This is a genomic window from Pseudoroseicyclus tamaricis, from assembly GCF_012070395.1.
GTDB lineage: Bacteria > Pseudomonadota > Alphaproteobacteria > Rhodobacterales > Rhodobacteraceae > Pseudoroseicyclus_A > Pseudoroseicyclus_A tamaricis.
In genome coordinates, this window is the sequence record NZ_JAAFYS010000001.1 from 71,112 (window position 1) to 90,978 (window position 19,867).

Here is a 19,867-nt window from a genome sequence, read left to right on the forward strand (position 1 = left end):
GGGGGGCGTGACGGCTAAGGGTTTGTAAGATGAGCAGTCGAGCGGCAGAAATCCGCCGGGAGTCCCACGCGCCATGCGCCTGATCTGCCCCAATTGCGGCGCGCAGTACGAAGTGCCGGACGACGTGATCCCCGAAGAGGGGCGCGACGTCCAGTGCTCGGCCTGCAGCCACACCTGGTTCGAGGAGCCGGGCGCCTCCGTCGCGGCGGAGGATGCGCCGTCGGCGTCGCCGTCGCCGTCGCTGCGCACACCGCCGCGCGCGATGCCGCCCCGGACGATGCCGCCGCAGACGGAGCAACTGTCGCCGCTCCGCCGGCCCGAGCCGGAGGAGGAGGCGGAGGCCCCCCTGCGCGTGCGGCCGAAGGGGGAGCGGCGCGCGCCGCCGCCGCCGCCGAGCTGGGATGACGAGGACGACGAGCCGCAGGTCTTCCGCCCCTCCGTCACCCCCGAGGTGGCCGCGATCCTGCGGGAAGAGGCGGCCCGCGAGGCCGAGAAGCGCCGGATGGAGCGCGAGGCCGGGGTGGAGACGCAGACGGAGCTGGAGCTGCCGGAGCGGCCGCGAACCGAGCCGAAGGTGGCCGAACAGCCGATCCTCAAGCCGGCGCCCGACCGGGTGGAGCCCGAGCGCCCGGCGCGGCCGGAGCCGTCCGCCGAGCGGGCCAGCCGGCGTCCCAGGCGGGAGGGCCCCGGCACCGATGAGGGCAACGTCGCCCGCCGCGAGCTGCTGCCCGACATCGACGAGCTTCATTCCTCCCTCCGCGCCGACGAGGAGCCGGCGACGCCGGCCAGCGACCGGGACGAGACGGAGAGCGCGACGCGACGGGGCTTCCGGCGGGGCTTCACGCTGACGCTGCTGCTGCTGGCGGTGTTCGCGCTCGCCTATGTCTTCGCGCCGCAGATCGCCGCCCGCGTGCCGGCGCTGTCGCCGACGCTGGCGAGCTATGTCGACGCGGTGGATGCCGGGCGGATCTGGCTGGAGCTGCGCATCCAGTCGCTGACCAACCAGATCAACACGATGGCCGGAAGCGTCTGAGGCCGGGAGCGTCTGAGCCCCCGGGGGCCGCCGCCGGGCCCTCAGGGCCGGGCGGCGACTTGCCGGGCGGTGCGCGTCAGGTCGTGCAGCAGGCTGCCGGACATGGAGCGCATGACGACCAGCTCGAAGGTCGCCGGGCCGAGGCGGGTGACGGAGGCCGTCATGTGGCCGATGAGGGTGCGGGCGGTGCGCCCCTCGGGAAAGACCTCCGCCGAGAGGTCCACCGGCACCAGCCGGGCCAGCACCGCCTCCACCGCCGGGCCGTCCACCAAGAGCACCGCCTGCGCGCCGGTCTGCCCGGTCAGCGCCGCGCGGCCGCCCAGCCATTCGGGCGGCTCGGCGCCGATCAGCAGGGCGCGGCCGGGGCCGACCCAGAGGAGACGGGCCTTGTCGCCCGTCTGGCTCTCGCCGGGGGCGGGGTAGTCGAGGCCGAAGGCCTCCTGCAGCGCGGAGGAGATCCCCTCCAGCTCGCCCTTGAAGGGTGCCACTTCCGTCACCACCCCCCACTGGCCCTCGGCCAGCGACAGGCCGGGCAGGGCCGGCAGCTCGGCGAAGGCGGGGGCCTCGAACAACCTAGGCACGCATCCGCCCTCCCGCCGGGTCGATGAAGGTGGGCTCGCAGACGAGGCAGAGCACGTCCGTCCCCCGCAGGTGATCGACGAAGCGCACCACCTCGCCGATCCGCTCCGGCCCGCGCTTGAGGAAGGCGAGCGCGATGTCGCGGCCGAGCGTGGCGGAGTGGCAGGCGGAGGTGACGTAGCCCTCGGCGTTCACCCGCTCCGCCGCCGCCCCGCGCGAGAAGAGGAAGCCGCCGGCCGTCAGCCGCGCGCCGTCCACCGGCTTGAGGCCGACGAGGCGCTCGCGCCCCGGGTCGGTCAGCCCCTCCCGCTCCGCCGCGGCGCGGCCGATGTAATCCTTCCTGGTGCTCATCATGCTGCCGAGGCCGATGTCGCCGGCGGTCGCCCTCCCGTCGATCTCGGCATGGGTGATGAAGCCCTTCTCCACCCGCAGGACGTTCAGCGCCTCCATCCCGTAGGCGCCGCCGCCGAGGCTTTCCGCCTGCGCCACGATCAGCCGCCAGAGGGCGGCACCGTAGGCCACGGGCACCGCGACCTCGAAGCCGAGTTCGCCGGAGAAGGAGATGCGGAAGAGCCGGCCGGGGACGCCCATCACCCGCGCGTCCGTCACCCCCATGAAGGGGATCTGCAGGGGCGTGTCATCCTCCATCAGCGTGCGCAGGAGGACACGCGCCTGAGGGCCGGCGACGGCGAACTGCGCCCAGGCCTCGGTGACGGAGGTGAAGGTGACATCCAGATCGGGGCGCAGGACCTGCGCGACCATGTCGAAATGCTGCATCACCTGACCGGCGGCCGCGGTGGTGGTGGTGATGAGGTAATGGCTGTCGCCGAGGCGCGCGCAGGTGCCGTCATCCATGACGTAGCCGTCCTCGCGCAGCATCAGCCCGTAGCGGACGCGGCCGGTCTTCAGCGTCGACATGGCGCCGGTGTAGACGAAATCGAGGAAGGCGGCGGCATCGGGGCCCTGCACGTCGATCTTGCCCAAGGTGGAGACGTCGCACACCCCGACCTTGTGGCGCACCATGCGCACCTCGCGGTCGCAGGCCTCGCGCCACGTCTTCTCGCCGGCGCGCGGGAAGTAGCTGGCGCGGTACCACAGGCCCGCCTCGACCATCGGCGCCCCCCGCTCGCGCACGGCGGCGTCGGAGGCGCTGCGGCGGATGGGGGCGAAGCCACTGCCGCGGGCGCCGGCGCCCATGGCGGAGATGGGGACGGGCACGTAGGGCGGGCGATACGTCGTCGTCCCCGCCGGGCCGCCGGCGACGCCGGTGGCGGCGGCGAGGACGGAGAGGGCGTTGACGTTGGACATCTTGCCCTGATCCGTCGCCATGCCTTGCGTCGTGTAGCGCTTCATGTGCTCGGGGGCGGAGAAGCCCTCGGCCGCCGATTGCTTGACGTCCTTCGTCGTGACGTCGTTCTGGAAGTCGAGCCACGCCCGGCCCGGCCCCTCGTAGACCCAGCTCGCCGGCGTGGCGCCCGCCTCTTCCTCCGCCTCGGGGAGGTCGGCGGCGGGGGCTTTGTGGCCCATGTCCTCCGCGGCGATGGCGCCGGCGCGCCAGCCTTCGGTGAGGCAGGCGGCGGTGGAGAAGGTGCCGTTGGCCGAGCCGGCGGGCGTGAGGCCGGGGACGGAGCCCTCGGGCGGCAGGAAGGCGGCGCGCTCGGCATCCCAGACGGGGCGGGCGCCCTGATGGCAGGCGATGTTGACCTGCGGGTTCCACCCGCCGGCCGTGGCGAGACAATCGGCGCGGATGTTCTGCTCGACCAGCCCGTGGGAGATCTTGACGAGCGAGAGCCCCTGCCGCCCGTGCGTGCCGATGACATGGCCGCCGGGGAAGACGGGGTAATCCTGCGCCTCGCGGGCGCCGGGATCGGGGTCGATCAGGCCGGTGACGGTGACACCGGCGTCGAGCAGCTGCTCCGCCGTCGCGCGCGCCGCCCGGCCGGTGCCGAAGATCGCCACCTCCTTGCCGGGCGCCACGGCCCAGCGGTTGAGGTAGGCGCGCACGGCGCTGGCCATCATGACGCCGGGCCGGTCGTTGCCGGAGAAGGTCATCGCCCGCTCCAGCGCCCCGGCGGCGAGGACGGCCCGCTTCGCCGTGATGCGCCAGAAGGCGTAGCGGGGGCGATCCGCCTCGGGCGCGAGGTGGGCGCCGACCCGCTCCAGCGCGCCGTAGGTGCCGCCATCGTAGGCGCCGGTGACGGCGGTGCGGGTCATGATGCGCACGTTGGGCATCGCCGCCAGCTCCGCCGCGACGGAGGCGGCCCACTCTGCGCCGGGCTGGCCGCCGACATGCTCCCGCTCCGCCAGCAGGCGGCCGCCAAGGCGGGTATCCTCCTCGGCGAGGATGACGCGGGCGCCGGCGCGGCCCGCCGCCAGCGCAGCCATCAGGCCGGCGGGGCCGCCGCCGACGACGAGGAGGTCGCAGAAGGCGAAGGCCTTCTCGTCCTCCCCCGGGCCGGGATCGCGGTGCAGGGCGCCGAGGCCGGCGGCGCGGCGGATGACAGGCTCGTAGAGCGCCTCCCACGCCTTTCGGGGCCACATGAACGTCTTGTAGTAGAAGCCGGCGCCGAAGAATGGCGAGGCGAGGTCGTTCACCGCCATGAGATCGAGACTGAGGGCGGGCCAGCGGTTCTGGCTCTGCGTCTCCAGCCCGTCCCAGACCTCCTGCACCGTGGCGCGGACGTTGGGCTCCCGCCCCGGGCCCTTGCCGACGGTGAGGAGGGCGTTCGGCTCCTCCGACCCGGCGGTGAGGATGCCGCGCGGGCGGTGGTACTTGAAGGAGCGCCCGACGAGCCGGATGCCGGAGGCGAGCAGCGCCGAAGCGACCGTATCCCCCGGATGGGCATGGACGATGCGCCCGTCGAAGCGGAAGGAGAGCTGCGTCTCCCGGTCGATCATGCCGCCGGTGGCCAGCCTCATGGCGCATCCCCCGGCTCGATCATCTCATGCGTGCGGGTGTCGCGGACGGCGCGGACCATCGCCCCGCAGGGATCGTGGTGCCACAGCTCGGCCAGCGGGCCGGCGGGGTTCTCCCTCAGGAAGACGTAGGCGTGCATCTCCTCGCCCCAGCTGCCGCCGGGACGCTCCAGCGCGGCACCCATCCAGGTGAACTCCCGGCGATCCCTCTCACCGCAATGGGGGCAGCGGATGCGCATCAGCAGGCCTCGATCAGGTGGTCGAAGAAGGCGACGCGGTTGCGCGTCACGTAGCGGATGCGCACCTGCGCGCCGAGCGCGAAGAACGCCTCCGATTCAGGGGAGCCGTCGCAGAAGACGCTGCGCATGTCCTCGATGCCGATCCGCTCGATGAAGGCCTTGTTGGCCTGGGCGATGTCGCTGGAGGAGAAGGGGAAGCGGCTCTCGATGTAGAGGACGGGGCCGATCGCCTCGATCCGCTCGACGGTGACGCCGTCGTATTCCATCTCGTCGCGGTGAAACCACATGTCATCCGCCAGAAGGCTGGCCACCTCGCAGGCGGCGGCGTTCGGGCAGTCGGCCGGCAGGGCCTCCGCCGGCGCCGCCGGGATGGGGCTGGCGGGCGGCGTCGCCTCGCAGGCGGCGAGCAGGCCGAGCGCGGCGAGGCTAGTGAAGATTGTGCTGCGCACCCTTGCCCTCCTCGTCCATCACGCCGACCCCGTCGCGGAAGCGGTTCAGCCGGAAGCGCGCCGCCGTCTCGTGCGGGCTGCCCGTCGCCATCAGGTGCGCCGTCGCCCAGCCGGAGGCGGGCACGGCCTTGAAGCCCCCGTAGTTCCACCCGCAATTGACGTAGAGCCCGTCGACATCCGTCCGGTCGATGATCGGCGAGCCGTCGGGCGACATGTCCATGACGCCGCCCCATTGCCGCAGCACCTTGGCGCGGCCGATCATGGGCATCAGCGTCATCCCCGCCTCCATCACCTGCTCGACGCCCGGCAGGTTCCCGCGCTGGGCGTAGGAGGGGTAGAAATCGAGATCGCCGCCGAAGACGAGCCCGCCCTTGTCGGACTGGCAGATGTAGAAATGGCCCATGCCGTAGGAGATGACGTGGTTGATGGCGGGCTTGAGCCCCTCCGTCACGTAGGCCTGCAGCACGTGGCTTTCGATCGGCAGGCGCATCCCCGCCAGCTCCGCCACCCGGCCGGAGCGGCCGGCGGCGATCATGGCGACCTTGCCGGCGCGGATGGCGCCGCGGGTGGTCTGCACGCCCGTCACGCGGCCATCCTCGATGTCGATGCCGGTGACCTCGCAGTTCTGGATCAGGTCCACCCCCCGCCGGTCGGCGCCGCGGGCATAGCCCCAGGCCACCGCATCGTGGCGGGCGGTGCCGCCGCGCCGGTGCAGGAGCCCGCCGTGGATGGGGAAGCGCGTCTGGTCGTAATCGAGGTAGGGGATCATCCGGCGCAGCTGGCTCTTCGTCAGCAGCTCGGCATCGTCGCCCTGGTTGCGCATGGCGTTGCCGCGGCGGGCCATCGCGTCGCGCTGGCCGTCGGAATGGAAGAGATTGATCAGCCCGCGCTGGCTGTGCATGACGTTGTAGTTGAGCTCGCTCTCCATGCTCTCCCACAGCTTGAGGGAGTGGCTGTAGAACTCGCTGTTGCCCGGCAGGTAGTAGTTGGCGCGCACCATCGTGGTGTTGCGGCCGATGTTGCCGGAGCCGATGTAGCCCTTCTCCAGCACCGCGACATTGGTAAGGCCATGGTTCTTGGCGAGGTAATAGGCCGTCGCCAGCCCGTGCCCGCCGCCGCCGATGATGACGATGTCATAGGCAGGCTTCGGGTCCGGCTCCCGCCAGACGGGCTGCCAGCCATTGCCGAGGCCAAGGGCCTGTTTGGCGATCTGGAAAGCTGAGTAACGCACGCGAGAACCCCTGTCGGAGCGATGGAAGCACGGGCCGTGACAAATGGCCAGAGGGGCACGCACCGAGGGGGCGTGACCGGCTGCCGCGGGATTGTTCCCGCGCCAAAGCGGCTGTGAAGGGTTGTGAGGAACGAGGGGCCCGAGGGGCCGTTCTGCCTGTTTTCGCGGCAGAAAATACAAGCTCTCCCCCGGCGTAACCCGCTGAAACGTTTGGCAGACGTGGCTCCGTCGAAAAAAGGAAGAGGCGATCACCGGCTCGCGACAAGTCATCACGGAGCGGTGATCGTGGCTTTTGCCGGGGGCCCGGCTTCCCCAACTCGGTCTCACGACAAGAGACGACGGCGCAGACGATCCCGGGTTAGCTCCGCACCTCGCCAGAAGGTCGCAATCAGAAACGTCCGGCCAGAGGCCGGATCATTGAGGAGTATATCCCATGACCAAGATTTTCGCCCCCATCGCCGCTGCCCTCCTTGTCACCGGCGTTTCCGCCGGTGCCGTGCAGGCCGCCGAGGATGCCTCGAACGTGACGACGGGCACGGTGACGCACTACAGCGAGAATTCGAACACCATCTGGATCCAGGGCGAAGGCGCCTACCACTTCCGCCAGTCCTACGACGATTTCCCGGATGTCTCCCGCGGTGACGAGGTGCAGATCACCTTCGTGACGCGCAACGGCGTGAAGTACATCACGAGCTTCGACGAGATCTGAGGCCCAAGGCCCCTGGAACATGCCGGGTGGTCCTCCCTGCCACCCGGGATGTCGGCACCCGCCTTCACGGAAACGTGAGGGCGGTTGTCGTTTGAGGTAACAAGAACGTGAGCACTCCTTTCCTCAGCCGAGACTCGCAACACGTCATTCCCCAAGCGGCACACAGGGCCTCCGTTGCCTTGCCCGCCGCACAATCCAAGCCGGTCCTGGACCGGCAGACATATGTGGAGCCTTATTATGACTAAGCTGTTCAAGCTTGCCCCCGCTGCCCTCGCCGCCCTGACGATCACCGGCGGTGCCGTCTACGCGCAGGACATGGACCTCGCCATCACCGGCACCGTCCAGAGCTGGGACGAAGGCGCCGGCCTGCTGCGCATCGAGGAAGACGAGACGCTGTACCACTTCCGTCTCGACGACCCGTTCCCGGAAGGTCTGGATATCGGTGACGCCGTTGAGTTCAACACCGAGATGAACGGCGACATGGTCTACATCGCCGAGTTCTTCAACATCACCGATCAGGAAGAGGCCGACCTCGAGGTCGCCGACGACGTCAGCGAGTAATCGCTTCTTCGATCTTCGGATCATGGAACGGGGCTGCGAAAGCGGCCCCGTTTCCTTTTGCGGGCCCGCTTTTCAGAGCCCCTTGGCCTGATAGCTCGCCGCCACCCGCCCGATGGAGACGATGTAGGCGGCGGTGCGCAGGTCCTTCACCTCGTCCCGTGCATGCCAGACCTCGCGCATCGACTGGTAGGCCGAGCGCATCGTGTCATCGAGGCCCGAGCGCACCAGCTCCAGCTCGCCCGCGCCCCTGAGGTACTGGCTCTTGAAGCCGGGGGAGAGCGTCCAGCCGAGGCCCTTGTCGGCCGACAGCCGCTCCAGCTCATTCACGATGAGGAGGTGCCTCGCCTCCTCCGCCCGGCGCTGCATGCGGCCGAAGCGGATATGGCTGAGGTTCTTCACCCACTCGAAGTAGGAGACGGTGACACCCCCGGCGTTGGCATACATGTCGGGGATGATGACCGTGCCCTTGCTGCGCAGGATCTCGTCGGCGCCCGCGGTGATCGGCCCGTTGGCGGCCTCGATGATCAGCGGGGCAGAGATGCGCTCGGCGTTCTCCCGGTGGATCGTCCCCTCCAGCGCGGCGGGGATGAGGATGTCGCACTCATGCTCCAGCAGGACGGCGCCGTCCTTGATGACGCTGGCGTCGGGGTAGCCGGCGATGCCGCCGTGCCGGTCGATCCACGCCTTGACGCTCTCGACGTCGAGCCCGTCTTCGTTGGAGAGCGCCCCGTCCCGCTCGATGATGCCGGTGATGCGGCAGCCATCCTCGTTCTGCAGGAAGGAGGCGGCGTGGTAGCCGACGTTGCCGAGGCCCTGCACGATGACCCGCTTGCCGTCGAGCGTGCCGGAGAGGCCGGCCGCCGCGACATCCTCCGGGTGACGGAAGAATTCGCGCAGGGCGTATTGCACGCCGCGGCCCGTCGCCTCCGTCCGGCCCTGGATGCCGCCGGAGTTGATGGGCTTGCCGGTGACACAGGCGGCGGCGTTTATGTCCGTCGTGTTCATGCGCCGGTACTGGTCGGCGATCCACGCCATCTCCCGCTCCGACGTGCCCATGTCGGGGGCGGGGACGTTCTGCGCCGGGTTGATCAGGTCCCGCTTGGCGAGCTCATAGGCGAAGCGGCGGGTGATCTGCTCCAGCTCATGCTCCTCCCAGGCGCGCGGATCGATCCGCAGGCCGCCCTTGGAGCCGCCGAAGGGCGTCTCCACCAGCGCACATTTGTAGGTCATCAGCGCCGCCAGCGCCTCCACCTCGTCCTGGTGGACGCTGGTGGCGTAGCGGATGCCGCCCTTCACCGGCTCCATGTGCTCGGAATGGACGGCGCGGTAGCCGGTGAAGGTGTGGATCGAGCCACGCAGGCGGACGCCGAAGCGCACGGTGTAGATGGCGTTGCAGACGCGGATCTTCTCCTCCAGCCCGGGGCTGAGATCCATGAGCGCCATCGCGCGGTTGACCATGATGTCGACGGATTCGCGAAAGCTCGGCTCCGGCGGCCGGCTATCCTCATTGGGCATCGGTCTCTCCTTCCGTTATGGGCGCGCGGCCGCCGCGGTCGCGGGGGTCTCGCCCTTTTCTGGCACCAGTCCTACCGCGCTATTGAGACGGGAGGCAAAATTCCTGACGATTCTCCGCCCGCCGCCGGCGGGGTGCCCCGCGCGGCAAAGGTAGGCGCGGCTGTTTCCGGTTCGGCGCCGATTCCGCCGGCTTGCGGAGGTCTGTCGCGCGAGCCTGCGATGCAGCGGGTTTAAATAAGGTTTGCCACAATTTCGCCTAAAGCCGGCACCACCACCCCTGGTGCGCGGCTGCACCGGCCGTGCGCCGACTGCCGCGAGGCATTGGGTGGGGCCAAGGTGAGCGCATGTTGCCGACGATTCCCCGGGCCTGTCCGGCCGCCCGTCACGCCCTGTCCCGCCCGCTGAGGGCCTGCGCCGCGCTGTTGCGGCGCTTCGGGCGCGACGAGAGCGGCTCGATGATCATCTTCTCGATGTTCCTGATCCTGATGATGCTCATCGTCGGCGGTGTCGCGGTGGATGTCATGCGGGCCGAGGCGCATCGCCAGCGCCTGCAGACGCTGGTGGATCGCGCCGTCCTCGCCGCCGCCGACCTCAACCAGGAGCTCGATCCGGAAGCCGTCGTGAGGGACTACTTCACCCGCGCCGACCTCCTCGACGAGCTGGAGGACGTCACCGTCAGCGATGCCTTCAACGAACGGCAGGTCTCCATCGTCGCGCGCACCCGCGTGCCTGCGACGCTGACCCGGCTGGTGGGGATCGACGAGTTCACCATGCCCGCCCTCGCCACCGCGACGGAGAGCGTGACGGATCTGGAGATCCTGCTAGTGCTCGATGTCTCCGGCTCGATGGGCGACGACAACAAGCTGGAGGACCTGAAGGACGCGGCGCAGGTTTTCGTGGACTCGATCTTCGACAGCGACACCGAGGGCAAGGTCTCCATCGGGATGGTGCCGTTCAACGGGCAGGTGAACCTCGGGCAGGCGTTCTTCGAGCAGTACAACACCCACGATTACGGCGGGGTGGCGGATAATTACTGCATCGACCTGCCGCAGGCCGCTTATGACAATCTCGATCTCTCCACCGACCTGCCGATGCCGGCGACGGGCTTCTACGACAGCTACTCGGGGCCGAACAGCACCGCCAATTCCTACGACAACCCCGCCTACAACCGGCCGCGGAGCGACTATGGCTACTACGTCAACTCGTGGTGCCCGCCGATGGACCAGAACACGGTGCTCGTCCCCTCGGGCGACCGGGCGGAGCTGCTGGCGGCCATCGAGGGGCTGCATGCCATCGGCGCCACCTCGATCAACGCCGGGATGCGCTGGGGGATGGAGCTGATCGACCCCGGCTCCGCCGGGATGCTGACGGAGCTGAACGGCGGCCCGCTCAACGGCCAGTCGCGGCCGCTGCCCTATGAGCAGGAGAATGCCGGCAAGATCATCGTGCTGATGACCGACGGCGAGCACTTCCCCGAGGAGCGGCTGAACGACGGCTACCGCGCCGGGCCCTCGCCGATCTACCTCGCCAGCGACGGCCATTACTCGATCTACCACCCGGGCATCGACGGCGGCTTCAACTTCTGGGTGCCGCACAAGGATTACTGGATGCGCGAGCCTTGGCAGGGGAGCAATCCCGGCTGGCGGGACCGCTCCTCCACCCCCGGCGGGCGGGAGTACGACGCGGGGCGCATGACGCGAGATGGCAGCGGCTTGCCGGAGGCGGTTGGCCGCGCCGAGCGGCAGGACTGGCAGGAGATCTGGCAGGACCTGCGGGTGCAGTACGTCGCCTGGCAGTTCTACGCGCGGCCCTTCGGCAGCGGCAGCTCCGGGCGGTCCGACATCTTCGACGCGCAGATGAACGCCGTCCGCATGCGGACAAGCACCGATGACATGGACAACCAGCTGCAGGGGCTGTGCAGCGATGCCAAGGCCGAGGGCGTCTCGATCTACGGCATCTCCTTCATGGCCACCGAGCACGGGGCGGGGGAGATCTGGGAATGCGCCTCCTCGCCCTCGCATTTCTACGCGGCCACTGGCGAGGGCTCGGCGGAGGGGCAGGACATCATGTCCGTCTTCCAGAACATTGCCGGCTCCATCAACACGCTGAGGTTGACGCAATGAGGGGCTTGTACCGGCAGTTTCGGCGGGGGGAGGCCGGCACGGCGACGATCGAGTTCGTCATCATGGCGCCGTTCTTCCTGATGTTCCTCGTCTCCGCCTTCGAGGTCGGGGCGCTGATGACGCGCAACGTCATGCTCGACCGGGCGCTCGACATCGCGGTGCGCGACGTGCGGCTCGGCCTCATCGGCGGCGAGGACGAGGAGGAGTATTACGACAACCTGAAGTCGCGCATCTGCGACAACGCGCTGGTGATCCCCAATTGCCGGGAAGAGATCATGCTGGAGATGCGCCGCGTGAACCCCCGCGACATGGCCGTGCTGAGCCCCGGTGCCGACTGCGTCGACCGGGAGGAGCGCGGCAAGCCGGCGCGGGAGTTCAGCACGGGCGGGGAGCATAACCTGATGATCCTGCGCGCCTGCTCGCTGTTCGACCCGTTCTTCCCCACCGGCGGCATCGGCTCGCCCATCCCGCGAATGGAGAACGGCGCCTATGCGCTCGTCTCCGTCGCCTCCTTCGTGATCGAGCCGACCTGATGACACGCCTTGCCTCCCTCATCCGCCGCCTCCGCCGCTCCGAGGAAGGGTCGGTCGTCATCGAGGGCGTGATCATGATGCCGATCATCGCCTGGTGCTTCGTGGCCTGCTACAGCTTCTTCGATGCCTTCCACGCGCGGTCGAACAACATCCGCGCCGCCTTCACCATCTCCGACACGCTGACGCGGGAGACGAACTACGTCACCCCCGGCTACATGGACGGGCTGCTGGCGTTGCAGCGCTTTTTGATGATCGGCAGCGACAATGCACGGCTGCGGGTCACCGTCTTCCATTACGACGGTGACGGCGAGGAGCTGATGCTCAACTGGAGCCAGGGGATCGGCGGCTATGCCGCGATGACGGAGGCCGAGCTGCGCGGGATGGAGGCGCAGATCCCCACGCTGGCCAGCGGCGACAGCGCCATCCTCGTGGAGACGCAGTCGGACTACGAGGTGCCGTTCAAGGTCGGCCTGGAGGACGAGACGTTCCACGAGTTCGTCGTCGCCCGGCCGCGCTTCTCCGGCCAGCTGTGCTGGAACCCGGTGGACGGCGGGGGGAGCGCGACGGCGGTCTGCTAGGGCGGCCCTAGTTGATCACGTCGCCGATCACCCGGACGAAGGCGTCGGGCACGGTCTGGATGCTGTAGGCGCCGGGGTTCTGCGTGGCGGCGTAGGCGATCAGCCCCGCCGAGAGGACGAGCATCACCAGCGCCATGATCGGCACCCGCCGGTCCATCAGCCCGCCGAAGAGCGACGGGATGGAGAGCAGGCCGATGACGACGCCGATGACGAAGGTGAGATCGGCGTCCATCACGATGTATCCTCTGGCTGCCTGCCTGCCTGACCGCCTGGCCCGGCCGGGCGGTCCGCCGACCCTATTCCGGCTCGGAGGCGAAAATCAAACGCTCCTCGCAGGGAGCGACGCGCAGGATGTTGGTGGAGCCCGGCGTGTTGAAGGGCACACCGGCGGTGACGACGATGTTGTCCTTCTCCGTCGCGAGGCCGAGCTTCTTGGCGGCGTTCACCGCCTCCACCACCGCCATCTTGAAGCGGTGCACCTGCGGGACGACCACGCAGTTGCAGCCCCAGACGAGGCAGAGCTGGCGGGCCGTCTTCTCCATGTTGGTCATGGCGACGATCGGCACGCGCGGCCGCTCGCGGGCGACCATGAGCGCCGTCGTGCCGCTTTCGGAGAAGCAGCAGATGGCCTTCACGTGGGTCTTCTCGGCGATCTCCCGCGCCGCGGCGGTGATGGCGCCGGCGACGGAGGAGCTGTCGGCCTTGCGGGAGGCCTCGATGATCTCGGTATAGGTCGGGTCGCTCTCCACCTCGCCGGCGATGTTGTCCATCGTCTGCACGGCCTCGACGGGGAAGTCGCCGGCGGCGCTCTCGGCGGAGAGCATGATGGCATCGACGCCCTCGTAGATGGCGGCGGCCACGTCACCCACCTCGGCGCGGGTGGGCATGGGGCTTTCGATCATGCTCTCGAGCATCTGCGTGGCGACGATCACCGGCTTGGCGGCGGCGCGGCAGAGGCGCGTCAGGCGCTTCTGGATCGTCGGCACGGCATGGACGGGCATCTCGACGCCGAGATCGCCGCGGGCGACCATGATCCCGTCGGAGACGGCGAGGATCTCCTCGAAGGCCCGGACGGCGGCCGGTTTCTCGATCTTGGAGAGGACATTGGCGCGGCCCTTGGCGAGGGCGCGCGCCTCCTCCACATCCGCCGGGCGCTGGACGAAGGAGAGGGCGAGCCAGTCGACGCCGAGCTCGCAGACGAACTCCAGATCCTTCTTGTCCTTCTCCGACAGGGCGGCGAGGGGCAGCACCACGTCGGGGACGTTGACGCCCTTGCGGTTGGAGATGGTGCCGCCGACCAGCACCTCGCAATCGGCGAAGTCGCCGCCGCATTCGCGCACCTTCAGGCGGATCTTGCCGTCGTTGACGAGCAGGGACGAGCCCGGCTCCAGCGCGTCGAAGATCTCCCGGTGGGGAAGCTGGACGCGGCTCGCGTCGCCCGGCTCATCGGAGAGGTCGAGGCGGAAGGTCTGGCCGACCTCCAGCTCCTCGCTGCCGTTGGCGAAGGCGCCGACGCGCAGCTTCGGCCCCTGCAGGTCGGCGAGGATGGCGATGGGCGAATCCAGATCCGCCTCGATCTGGCGGATGATCTCGTGCCGGGCGCGGATCTCGTCATGGCTGCCGTGGCTCATGTTGAGACGGAAGACATCCGCCCCGGCCTCGACCAGCTTGCGGATCACCTCGTAGGTGGAAGAGCTCGGCCCGAGCGTGGCGACGATCTTCACGTTGCGATGGCGTTTCATGGCAAGCTGCCCCTTTTTCCGGTCGTGCGGCACAGAGCCGCCGTTATCGCTAACGGCGGACCCGCGCGGCTTATCGCGCGATTTGCATTTCCCCACAACTAGCCTATGCCGCCTTTCGGCAAAGTGACAGGTGCAAGGCATGACGGAATCCGTGGCGCCGGGCGCGCCATTCGAGACGCTGGGCGAAGATCGGCCGGGCCGCTGGCTGGTGACCTGCGATCACGCCACCAATATCGTGCCGCCATGGGTGAATGGCGGCGATCTGGGCCTGCCGGAAGAAGATATGGCCCGCCACATCGCCTATGACCCCGGCGCCGCCGGCGTGACACGGGCGCTGGCCGAACTGCTCAATTCTCCGGCAATTCTCACCCGCTTCTCGCGGCTGGTGATCGACCCCAACCGAGGCGAGGACGACCCGACGCTGATCATGAAGCTCTACGACGGCAGCCTCGTGCCCGCCAACGCGCGGCTGACGCGCGGCGAGCGGGAGGCGCGGCTGGAGCGGCTCTATCGCCCCTATCACCAGGCTTATGCCGATCTCGCGGCGCGGCGACGGGACGTGGCGATCCTCGCCATCCATTCCTACACGCCGCAGCTGCGCGGCCGCCCGCCCCGGCCGTGGCACATCGGCGTCCTCTCCGCCGACGAGGATCGCCGCCTCGCGGAGCCCTTCATCCGCCGCCTGTCGGCCGAGTCGGGGCTCTGCGTCGGCGACAACGAGCCCTATGGCGGCCACCTGCCGGGCGATTCGATCGACCGGCACTGCCTTGTGCCCGGCAGGCCGAACCTGCTGGTGGAGCTGCGAAATGATCTGATCCAGACGGCGGACCAGCAGCGCGACTGGGCGGAGCGGCTGGCGCCGGCGCTGCAGGGGGCGGCGGAACAGGCGGAGGTCTGACGCCGGCGCCGGGCCCGCCTCCCGCCCACCCACCCCGGCGCGCCCGGCGCCTGCCAAGCCGCGGCGGGCGGCGGGAGGAGTTGCGGGCGGGATTTGCGGCCGGGATTTGCGGGAGGCGGGCGGCGGGCCTAGATGTCACTCCATGGACATGGAGGTGATCATGGACGAGCAGACCCGCATCGAGGTGGAGGCCGCGGCCTTCCGGCGACTGAGGCAGCATCTGATCGAGGAGCGGCCCGATGTGCAGAACATCGACCTGATGAACCTCGGCGGCTTCTGCCGGAACTGCCTGTCGCGCTGGTACCAGGAGGCGGCGGCCGAGCGGGGCGTCGAGCTCTCCAAGGACGAGGCGCGCGAGGTCTATTACGGCGAGCCCTACGATGCCTGGCGCGAGCGGCACCAGCGCGAGGCCTCGCCCGAGGCGCAGGCCGCTTTCGCGTCGCGCCCGCCGGAGGGCTGAACGGGCCCGCGCCCGCATCCACACTTTCTTAACTACGTCTCTGCCAATCTGCCGCCGAGGGCTGCCCGGCGCGGGTGGCGGATGGAGGGACGTGGAGGAAGCGGATGCGCAGCGTCATTCGGGATATCGGGCGGCTTCTCGATGTCTGGCGGCAGGAGCCGGAGAGGCTGCCGCCCGCCGTGGATCATCCGCCGGCGCTGACGCGGGCGTTTGACCCGGCCTTCTATCGGCTCACCAACCCCGACCTGCCGGCGATGGAGGATGCGGCGCTCTTCGCGCACTTCCTCTCCACCGGCTGGCAGGAGGGGCGTGACGGCGGCGCCGGCTTCTCCATCGACGATTATCTCGCGGCGAACCCCGATGTCGCCGAGGCGGGGCTCAACCCGCTCGCCCATTACGTGCTGACGGGGCGGGCCGAGGGGCGCTCCGCCTGGCTCAGCCACTGGCGGCAGGACGGGGCGACGAAGCTGGAGGCCTCTCACCTCGCGCTGGTGTCGCCGCAATTCGACAGCGCTCATTACGCCGCCGGCCTGCCGGAGGAGCTGCGGGCGCTGGGCCCGCAGGCGCTGGCGGCGCATTTCCTCATGGTCGGCTGGCGGGAGGGGCGGGACCCGAACCCAAATTTCTCCATCGCCGATTACCTTTGCCTCAACCCCGACGTGGCCGAGGCGGGGGTGAACCCCTTCCTGCACTACCTGCAGGTCGGCCATGCCGAGCAGCGGCGGCTGCATTCGCCGCTGGAGGAGGCCGCCCCCGATTCGCCCCGGCCCGAGGTGTCGCAGGAGGATCTGGCCAACATCGCCCCCTATTTCGACGCCACCTTCTACCGCGCGCGCTACCCGCACGTGCCGGGCAGCGATGCCGATCTGGCGCGCCATTACATGAGCCTCGGCTGGCGGCAGGGGTTCGATCCGTCGGAGGAGTTCTCGACCTCCTACTATCTCGTCCACGCGCCGGACCTGATCGCCGCGGACATCAACCCGCTGCTGCACTACGCGCTGGCCGGCCGCGCCGAGGGCCGCGTCTGCCGGCCGACGCGGGAGGAGATCACCGCCGCCCGGCGGGAGGACAAGGTGCTGGTGGATGTCGAAGAGGCGGCGGCGCTGAGCGAGCCGGATCTGGAGGCCGTCATCGCCCATTTCGACGCCGCTTTCTACCGGGCCAGCAACGAGGATCTGGAGGGTTCCGACGCCGAGCTGCTGCTGCATTACATGACCCGCGGCTGGCGCGAGCTGCGGGACCCGAGCGCGGATTTCTCCACCTCCTACTACCTCGAGGCGTATCGGGACATCGTGCAGAGCGGGGTGAACCCCTTCCTCCACTACGTGCTCTTCGGCCGGGCGGAGGGGCGGCGGTCGCATTCCTCCGCCGCCGTCGGCATCCACCATGAGCCGGAGGCCGATCTCGTCCCCGCCCTCAGCGCCGCGATCGAGCCGCGGCGCCCCGCCTCCCGCAGCCCGGTGCCGCCGGCGCGGGTGAACACGCGGGCGATGGATATCCACTGGCTGGTGCCCGATTTCTCCCGCGGGGGCGGCGGGCACATGACCATCTTCCGCATGGTGCGCTTTCTTGAGAGCTTCGGCCACCGCTGCACCATCTGGATCGACCGGCCGACCTTCCATGACAGCGGCGAGGCGGCATGGGAGGATATCGTCAAGTATTATCAATGCGTTCGCGCCAAGGTTCGCCTCGCCTCCGAGGGGCTGGCGGAGGCGCGGGGCGACGTGATCCTCGCCACCGGCTGGGCCACCGCCTGGCAGGTGGAGGCGCTGACGGGTTTCGCCGAGAAGTTCTACTTCGTGCAGGATCACGAGCCGGAATTCTTCCCTACCGGGGCGGAGGCGATGCTGGCGCGGGCGACCTACGGGTTCGACTTCGCCTGCATCTGCGCCAGCCCCTGGCTGAAGACCATGATGGAGGAGCGCTATGGCCGCTGGGCCCGCGCCTTCTGGCTGGCCTACGACCCGGAGCATTACCGCCTCCTGAGTGCCGCGGGGCAGGCGGGCCGTTACCGCGCCCCCTCGCCCTCGCGGCCGGCGCGAATCGCCGTCTATGCCCGGGCGCACACGGATCGGCGCTGCGTGGATCTGGCGCTGCTCGCGCTGCAGATCCTCGCCCGCGAGCGGCAGGATTTCGAGGTGCACTTCTTCGGGCAGGACAAGCTGGATTACCACGAGGCGCCGTTCCGCGCCGAGGATCACGGGGTCCTCGACGCGCCGGCTCTGGCGGAGCTCTACAACGACTGCGACGTCGGTATCTGCTTCTCGGGCACCAATTATTCGCTCGTCCCGCAGGAGATGATGGCCTGCGGCCTGCCGGTGCTGGAGCTCGATGGCGACAGCACGCGCGCCATCTTCCCCCCCGGCGTCACCACCCTTGCCGGCCCCGCACCGGCCGATATCGCCGCACGGCTGGCCGAGCTGATCGACATGCCGGAGCGGCGGCGCACCCAGGCAGAGGAGGCGCTCGCCTGGGTGCGACAATTCTCGTGGGAGCAATCGGCCCGGGAGGTCGAGGCGGCGCTCGTCGAGCGGGTCTCGGCGCGGCAGGGCCTCGCGGCGCCCGCCGGCATCACCCGGCGGCGCAAGCGGATGGACGTGGTCATCCCGACCTACAACGGCGTGGGCGAGATCGAGCCGGTGATCGCCGCCCTTCGCACCCAGCGGATGGCGGAGGAGATGCAGATCCACTGCATCGATTCCTCCTCCTCCGACGGGACGACATCGTGGCTGCGCGCGCAGCGCGACGTGTCGCTGACGGTGATCGACCAGGCCGAGTTCCAGCACGGGCGGACGCGCAACCACGGCGCCTCGCTGGGGGATGCGCCGATCATCGCCTTCCTGACGCAGGACGCGCGGCCCACCTCCGCCACCTGGGCGGGGGATCTGGCGAAGATGCTCGATCATCACGAGGGCGCCGCAGGCGTCTTCGGCCGGCACGCGCCCTATCCCGATCATCCGGTCTTCGTGCGCCGGGAGATCGAGCAGCATTTCGAGAACCTGCTGAAATACCCGCTCGCCCTCAGCCGCGACACCGATCGCGACCGCTGGGAGAGCGGCGACAGGGGGTGGCGGCAGCTGCTGCACTTCTATTCCGACAACAACTCGGCCATGCGCCGGACCGTCTGGCGGGAGATCCCCTACCCGGAGATCGACTACGGCGAGGATCAGGTCTGGGCGCGGGACATCATCGAGGCCGGCTACGCCAAGCTCTACGCGCCGACGGCGGCCGTCTATCACAGCCACGATTACGGGCCGGAGCAGACCTACGAGCGCTGCCGCATCGAGGGCGGCTTCTTCTACCGCCACTTCGGCTACCAGCTCGGTGCCGGCAGCCAGGAGGAGGTCGCGGCGCGGGTGAAGCGCGAGCAGGCGGAGGTGAAGGCCCAGGCCGCCCGGGACGAGATGAGCGAGGAGGAGGTCGCCCGCCGCCTCGCCAACATCGCCGAGAAATATCGCGGCTGGCGCGACGGGCTGGCTGAGGCCGTCCGCGCCAGCTCCTCGGCCATTCATGCGGAGTAGATTCATGTCAGGGGGAGCTGCCATGCCGAAGGATATCAGTGAGGCCAAGCGCGGCCCGGGGGGCGACGGCCCGGCGGCGGTGAGCGCCGCCTTCGGCAACGAGATCAACGCCTTCTTCCACATTTCGCTGAAGCACCGATACCTCTACGTGCAGACGCCGAAGGTCGCCTCCACGACGGTGAAATCGAAGCTCATCGAGGTGGAGATCGCCGGCTCGGGCATCCCCCGCGCGCAGGTGCCGCCGCACCCCGACAGGGTGGGCTCGGTGCACGTGAAGCCCTACCAACTGACGCCGGAACTCCTCCGCGAGGTGCTGGAGGGCGGGTTCACCCGCTTCTGCTTCGTGCGCGACCCCTTCGCGCGGGTGCTCTCGGCCTATCTGGACAAGATCCTCAACGAGCCGGCGGACCGGGCGGCCTTCTGCAAGGGGCACGGGCTGCAGGTGGAGGACGAGATCACCTTCGGGGATTTCGTCGGCGTGCTCTGGGCGCACCGCGAGAATCGCCCGAAGTGGGACCCGCATTGGCGGCCGCAATGGCTGCTCCTGCGGCCCGACCTGATCCGCTATTCGCTCATCGGCAAGATCGAGAGCTTCGACACCGATTTTGCCGCGCTCGACGCCCGGCTCGGCGGCCTCCTCGGCAGTTACGAGCACCGGGCGCCCCACCGCACCAACGCGGCGGAGCTGCTCGCCGAGCACTACACGCCGGAGATTCGCGAGACGGTGGCGCGCCTTTATGGAGAGGATTTCCGCCGCTTCGGCTACGAGGCCGGGTGACG

The 19,867-nt window shown here is 69.4% G+C and carries 18 protein-coding genes; 10 read left to right on the forward strand and 8 right to left on the reverse strand.

Going from position 1 to position 19,867, the window contains the following annotated elements; all coding sequences use genetic code 11:
• Window positions 1–73 precede the first annotated feature (73 nt).
• Window positions 74–1,033: a zinc-ribbon domain-containing protein gene (locus GY170_RS00310; RefSeq protein ID WP_163888870.1), complete on the forward strand. Its 960-nt coding sequence runs from the start codon at window positions 74–76 to the stop codon at window positions 1,031–1,033.
• Window positions 1,034–1,074: 41 nt separating this feature from the next.
• On the opposite strand, the gene GY170_RS00315 is transcribed toward GY170_RS00310, so the two are convergent.
• From GY170_RS00315 to GY170_RS00335, 5 genes are read right to left on the reverse strand one after another with little or no spacing between them, the layout of a single operon-like run.
• Window positions 1,075–1,614, reverse strand: a complete 540-nt coding sequence (locus GY170_RS00315) for a sarcosine oxidase subunit gamma (RefSeq protein ID WP_163888872.1) — start codon at window positions 1,612–1,614, stop codon at window positions 1,075–1,077.
• On the reverse strand, window positions 1,607–4,531 hold the full coding sequence (locus GY170_RS00320) for a sarcosine oxidase subunit alpha family protein (RefSeq protein WP_163888874.1): 2,925 nt from the start codon (window positions 4,529–4,531) through the stop codon (window positions 1,607–1,609). The genes GY170_RS00315 and GY170_RS00320 overlap by 8 nt, the downstream gene beginning before the upstream one ends.
• A complete protein-coding gene (locus GY170_RS00325; protein ID WP_163888876.1) occupies window positions 4,528–4,767 on the reverse strand; it encodes a sarcosine oxidase subunit delta in 240 nt (79 codons plus the stop codon). The genes GY170_RS00320 and GY170_RS00325 overlap by 4 nt, the downstream gene beginning before the upstream one ends.
• Window positions 4,767–5,216 (reverse strand): hypothetical protein, encoded by a 450-nt coding sequence (locus tag GY170_RS00330; RefSeq protein ID WP_163888878.1) that lies wholly within the window; start codon window positions 5,214–5,216, stop codon window positions 4,767–4,769. Before GY170_RS00330 ends, GY170_RS00325 begins: the two co-directional genes overlap by 1 nt.
• Complete coding sequence (locus GY170_RS00335) at window positions 5,194–6,447, reverse strand: sarcosine oxidase subunit beta family protein (protein WP_163888880.1); 1,254 nt, start codon at window positions 6,445–6,447, stop codon at window positions 5,194–5,196. Before GY170_RS00335 ends, GY170_RS00330 begins: the two co-directional genes overlap by 23 nt.
• Window positions 6,448–6,880: 433 nt before the next feature.
• On the opposite strand from GY170_RS00335, the gene GY170_RS00340 reads away from it, so the two are divergent.
• On the forward strand, window positions 6,881–7,156 hold the full coding sequence (locus tag GY170_RS00340; RefSeq protein WP_163888882.1) for a hypothetical protein: 276 nt from the start codon (window positions 6,881–6,883) through the stop codon (window positions 7,154–7,156).
• A 237-nt stretch (window positions 7,157–7,393) separates the two neighbouring features.
• Complete coding sequence (locus GY170_RS00345) at window positions 7,394–7,717, forward strand: hypothetical protein (RefSeq protein WP_163888884.1); 324 nt, start codon at window positions 7,394–7,396, stop codon at window positions 7,715–7,717.
• Window positions 7,718–7,789: 72 nt separating this feature from the next.
• Here the strand turns inward: GY170_RS00345 and GY170_RS00350 are convergent, their stop codons facing one another.
• Window positions 7,790–9,232 (reverse strand): Glu/Leu/Phe/Val family dehydrogenase, encoded by a 1,443-nt coding sequence (locus GY170_RS00350; RefSeq protein ID WP_163888886.1) that lies wholly within the window; start codon window positions 9,230–9,232, stop codon window positions 7,790–7,792.
• 344 nt (window positions 9,233–9,576) lie between these two features.
• Between GY170_RS00350 and GY170_RS00355 the strand changes: the two genes are divergently transcribed.
• Genes GY170_RS00355 through GY170_RS00365 form a run of 3 tightly spaced genes read left to right on the forward strand, consistent with a single transcriptional unit; the run spans window position 9,577 to window position 12,466 of the window.
• Entirely contained in the window at window positions 9,577–11,355 is a 1,779-nt protein-coding gene (locus tag GY170_RS00355; protein ID WP_163888888.1) for a TadE/TadG family type IV pilus assembly protein, read from the forward strand.
• Window positions 11,352–11,888: a TadE/TadG family type IV pilus assembly protein gene (locus GY170_RS00360; protein ID WP_163888889.1), complete on the forward strand. Its 537-nt coding sequence runs from the start codon at window positions 11,352–11,354 to the stop codon at window positions 11,886–11,888. Before GY170_RS00355 ends, GY170_RS00360 begins: the two co-directional genes overlap by 4 nt.
• Window positions 11,888–12,466 carry a TadE/TadG family type IV pilus assembly protein gene (locus GY170_RS00365; protein ID WP_163888891.1) on the forward strand — a complete coding sequence of 193 codons (579 nt, stop codon included), beginning with the start codon at window positions 11,888–11,890 and terminating at the stop codon, window positions 12,464–12,466. Before GY170_RS00360 ends, GY170_RS00365 begins: the two co-directional genes overlap by 1 nt.
• Window positions 12,467–12,473: 7 nt before the next feature.
• Here the strand turns inward: GY170_RS00365 and GY170_RS00370 are convergent, their stop codons facing one another.
• Entirely contained in the window at window positions 12,474–12,698 is a 225-nt protein-coding gene (locus tag GY170_RS00370) for a hypothetical protein (protein ID WP_163888893.1), read from the reverse strand.
• A 64-nt stretch (window positions 12,699–12,762) separates the two neighbouring features.
• Window positions 12,763–14,208: a pyruvate kinase gene (gene pyk, locus GY170_RS00375; protein ID WP_163888896.1), complete on the reverse strand. Its 1,446-nt coding sequence runs from the start codon at window positions 14,206–14,208 to the stop codon at window positions 12,763–12,765.
• Between the two features lie 139 nt (window positions 14,209–14,347).
• Between pyk and GY170_RS00380 the strand changes: the two genes are divergently transcribed.
• The 4 genes from GY170_RS00380 (at window position 14,348) to GY170_RS00395 (ending at window position 19,865) form a co-directional block, all read left to right on the forward strand.
• Window positions 14,348–15,106 carry an N-formylglutamate amidohydrolase gene (locus GY170_RS00380; protein ID WP_163888898.1) on the forward strand — a complete coding sequence of 253 codons (759 nt, stop codon included), beginning with the start codon at window positions 14,348–14,350 and terminating at the stop codon, window positions 15,104–15,106.
• 160 nt (window positions 15,107–15,266) lie between these two features.
• Entirely contained in the window at window positions 15,267–15,566 is a 300-nt protein-coding gene (locus GY170_RS00385) for a DUF1244 domain-containing protein (RefSeq protein ID WP_163888900.1), read from the forward strand.
• 104 nt (window positions 15,567–15,670) lie between these two features.
• On the forward strand, window positions 15,671–19,087 hold the full coding sequence (locus GY170_RS00390; protein WP_163888902.1) for a rhamnosyltransferase WsaF family glycosyltransferase: 3,417 nt from the start codon (window positions 15,671–15,673) through the stop codon (window positions 19,085–19,087).
• 22 nt (window positions 19,088–19,109) lie between these two features.
• Window positions 19,110–19,865 carry a sulfotransferase family protein gene (locus GY170_RS00395; RefSeq protein WP_163888904.1) on the forward strand — a complete coding sequence of 252 codons (756 nt, stop codon included), beginning with the start codon at window positions 19,110–19,112 and terminating at the stop codon, window positions 19,863–19,865.
• Window positions 19,866–19,867 lie beyond the last annotated feature (2 nt).

Coding starts and splice junctions, on each gene's coding strand:
- GY170_RS00310 (WP_163888870.1), top strand. CDS start 74: ATGCGCCTGATCTGCCCCAATTGCGGCGCGCAGTACGAAGTGCCGGAC.
- GY170_RS00320 (WP_163888874.1), bottom strand. CDS start 4,531: ATGAGGCTGGCCACCGGCGGCATGATCGACCGGGAGACGCAGCTCTCC.
- GY170_RS00325 (WP_163888876.1), bottom strand. CDS start 4,767: ATGCGCATCCGCTGCCCCCATTGCGGTGAGAGGGATCGCCGGGAGTTC.
- GY170_RS00340 (WP_163888882.1), top strand. CDS start 6,881: ATGACCAAGATTTTCGCCCCCATCGCCGCTGCCCTCCTTGTCACCGGC.
- GY170_RS00345 (WP_163888884.1), top strand. CDS start 7,394: ATGACTAAGCTGTTCAAGCTTGCCCCCGCTGCCCTCGCCGCCCTGACG.
- GY170_RS00350 (WP_163888886.1), bottom strand. CDS start 9,232: ATGCCCAATGAGGATAGCCGGCCGCCGGAGCCGAGCTTTCGCGAATCC.
- GY170_RS00355 (WP_163888888.1), top strand. CDS start 9,577: ATGTTGCCGACGATTCCCCGGGCCTGTCCGGCCGCCCGTCACGCCCTG.
- GY170_RS00360 (WP_163888889.1), top strand. CDS start 11,352: ATGAGGGGCTTGTACCGGCAGTTTCGGCGGGGGGAGGCCGGCACGGCG.
- GY170_RS00365 (WP_163888891.1), top strand. CDS start 11,888: ATGACACGCCTTGCCTCCCTCATCCGCCGCCTCCGCCGCTCCGAGGAA.
- GY170_RS00370 (WP_163888893.1), bottom strand. CDS start 12,698: ATGGACGCCGATCTCACCTTCGTCATCGGCGTCGTCATCGGCCTGCTC.
- pyk (WP_163888896.1), bottom strand. CDS start 14,208: ATGAAACGCCATCGCAACGTGAAGATCGTCGCCACGCTCGGGCCGAGC.
- GY170_RS00380 (WP_163888898.1), top strand. CDS start 14,348: ATGACGGAATCCGTGGCGCCGGGCGCGCCATTCGAGACGCTGGGCGAA.
- GY170_RS00385 (WP_163888900.1), top strand. CDS start 15,267: ATGGACGAGCAGACCCGCATCGAGGTGGAGGCCGCGGCCTTCCGGCGA.
- GY170_RS00390 (WP_163888902.1), top strand. CDS start 15,671: ATGCGCAGCGTCATTCGGGATATCGGGCGGCTTCTCGATGTCTGGCGG.
- GY170_RS00395 (WP_163888904.1), top strand. CDS start 19,110: ATGCCGAAGGATATCAGTGAGGCCAAGCGCGGCCCGGGGGGCGACGGC.